General features: G+C 68.7%; 2 protein-coding genes and 1 pseudogene. All 3 read left to right on the top strand.

What is annotated here, in order from left to right; translation table 11 throughout:
- Positions 1–71 precede the first annotated feature (71 nt).
- Positions 72–287 carry a hypothetical protein gene (locus IE271_RS40630; RefSeq protein WP_373308920.1) on the top strand — a complete coding sequence of 72 codons (216 nt, stop codon included), beginning with the start codon at positions 72–74 and terminating at the stop codon, positions 285–287.
- A 418-nt stretch (positions 288–705) separates the two neighbouring features.
- Positions 706–948: a hypothetical protein gene (locus tag IE271_RS40625; RefSeq protein ID WP_190195440.1), complete on the top strand. Its 243-nt coding sequence runs from the start codon at positions 706–708 to the stop codon at positions 946–948.
- A gap of 565 nt (positions 949–1,513) precedes the next feature.
- Positions 1,514–2,543, top strand: a pseudogene (locus IE271_RS40620) (IS256 family transposase); the annotation flags it as partial.
- Positions 2,544–2,600 lie beyond the last annotated feature (57 nt).

The following is a 2,600-nucleotide window of genomic DNA, read 5'->3' as shown; positions in this document are numbered from 1 at the left end:
ACTCCTCCGGGTACGGAGACTGGCGTCCCACCTGGACATCCCTTCCTGGACCATCAAGATCCATTGTCAGGGTGTCCACTCCAAGGGATCAGCCTCACGTCCGCGACCGCACCTTCCGCGAGGACGCCTCCAAGATCCGCACCCGCCACCTGCCCCGCGTCATGGCCGGCCTGCGCAACCTCGCCATCGGCATCCACCGCCAGGACGGCCGCACCAACATCGCCGCCGCCCTCCGCCACACCGCCCGCGACCACCTGCGGCCCCTCACCGCCCTTGAACTGACCTGACGACCCCGGACACAAGATCACTTCTCAAAGACCCTGCCCTCTCTTCGGACCTGATCGAATCCCTCAAACGGATACGAGATAGAAGTCAGGCCGGACCCACGGACCCCCCGAGCGGCAACCGCACGGCTCATCGACCGACAGACCGAGCGGTGCCGCGCCGGGCTGACCCAAGTGGCCCAAGAGCGGAACGCGGTGCGCGGCAAGCCGCCTGCATGTCCTGTGCGGATAGTGCCCTGACCGGGTGATTCAAAGTTTCTCCAAGATTCGGGCAAGGTCGCGTGAGCAAGGTGGTGGCCGTCGAACAAGCGCGGCGGCCCGGGTTGTCCCGCCAGGGCCTTCGCCGGAGGAAGGGATAGCAATGGACATCCGCAAGATGATCGCAGGGCTCGCTCTCGGAGCCACCGTAGGACTGGGTCTCATGGTCGCACCTGCCCAGGCGGCTACCGCCGCGTCGCCCGCTGCTCCTGCCGGCACGAAGAGCGTCCTGGACGACCGGAGCGCGCAGGCGACCAAGCACTTCTACAGCAGTCACTGGACCCGTGGGGAGTGCGAGGACCGAGGGTGGTACTGGCTGGGTCAGCACCCCTCATGGGAGTGGACGTGTGAACCCGGCCTCGGCACTGACGGAAAGTTCAAATACCACCTGTACCTGTGGTACTGAGGGGCATGGCAGAAGTCCGCGAGCAGGGCACCTTCCGCACATCGTCCCGGAATTGAGGACCGAGCGGATGCAGACGGGCGCGTTCACTGGGCTGCGGGTGGCGCCACCCATGACGGCTTCCGCTGCCTGACCGGATGCTGCCGGTAGCCATGTGCTGCCGCGCGCGACGGGGTCGTTAGCCCCGCTGTTCAGCGGCTCGGTCAGCTACTCATGCAGGAGTCGGCCAAGCGGCTGTGGACCGCAGCCGGGCCGGCCGAGCGGTCGACTTCCTCCCAGCAGCCTGCCCAGTGTGCGCGCCGCAGCCGCGAGCTGCGGATGCTCGCCCCAGGCGTTCGCCCGACCGGCCCGGCCGCATCCAGCTCGGAAAGATGCGCGGCGCAGTGAGCTTGCGACGGCCGAGGAGTCTGGACTGTAAATTTTGGTGGCCTCCGACTTGGGGGCCAGGGTCGTGTCCCACGACGTGGTGTAGGTCGGGATGGTCTTGGTGCAGCCCCTGGCGCGGGGCGTGCCATCGTGTGACGGTCAGCGAGATCCGACCAAGGCTCTCGATCAAAGGATGCACACGATGGCTCTGGACCAGTCTGCCCTGCTGGAGTTGCTCGAAGCACTGAAAGCGGCCGATGCCGACGACGTGGTCCGCCAGGCCCTGCAGGCGGTGCTGCAGGCACTGATCGAGGCGGAGGCCACCGCGGCCATCGGCGCCGCACCTCACCAGCGCACGAGCGAGCGGACCGCCTGGCGCAACGGGCACCGCGACCGGCTGCTGACCACCGCGGCCGGCGACCTGGAGCTGAAGATCCCCAAGCTGCGGGCCGGGTCCTTCTTCCCGTCCCTGCTGGAGCGGCGGCGCCGCATCGACCAGGCCCTGTTCGCCGTGGTGATGGAGGCCTACCTGCACGGCGTGTCCACCCGCGCGGTGGACGACCTCGTGCGGGCCCTCGGCGCGGACACCGGCATCTGAAAAATCCGAGGTGTCGCGAATCTGCCAGGACCTGGACACCGAGGTGGCCCTGTTCCGCGACCGGTCGCTGTCCCACACCGCGTTCCCCTACGTGTTCGTGGACGCCACCTACTGCAAGGCCCGGGTCAATCACCGCGCCGTGTCCCAGGCGGTGGTGATCGCGACCGGCGTCTGCGCGGACGGCCGCCGCGAGATCCTCGGCTTCGACGTCGGCGACAGCGAGGACGGCGCGTTCTGGACCGCGTTCCTGCGCTCGCTGCCCTCCCGCGGCCTGGCCGGGGTGCGGCTGCTGATCTCCGATGCGCACACCGGCCTGGTCGGCGCGGTGCGGTCGGTGTTCATCGGCGCCGCCTGGCAGCGCTGCCGGGTGCACTTCGTGCGCAACGTCCTGGCCCGCGTCCCCAAGGGCTCCGCGGAGATGGTCGCGGCCACCATTCGGACCGCGTTCGCGCAGCCTGACGCGGCCACCGTCCGCAGCCAGCTCCAAACGGTCGCGGGCATGCTGGGACGGCAGTTCCCGCAGGTGGAGAGCATGCTGCGGGAGACGGCGGAGGACGTCACCGCGTTCGTGGACTTCCCCGTCGCGCACTGGAGGAAGATCTGGTCGACGGATGAAATCGTCAAGGCTGGCCGGGGATAGCCGGGAGTTGCGTGCTCTTTCCGGTCGGGACGGGCTGCCAGCGGGAGATCA

Origin of the sequence: Streptomyces minutiscleroticus, assembly GCF_014650875.1 — a bacterium.
In the GTDB taxonomy this organism is placed as follows: domain Bacteria; phylum Actinomycetota; class Actinomycetes; order Streptomycetales; family Streptomycetaceae; genus Streptomyces; species Streptomyces minutiscleroticus.
The sequence above is the reverse complement of the archived record's forward strand: the minus strand, read 5'-3'. Positions and strand labels throughout refer to the sequence as shown.

Bases quoted from the DNA above. Each gene is read 5' to 3' on its own strand.
- IE271_RS40625 (WP_190195440.1), top strand. From the start codon at position 706: ATGGTCGCACCTGCCCAGGCGGCTACCGCCGCGTCGCCCGCTGCTCCT.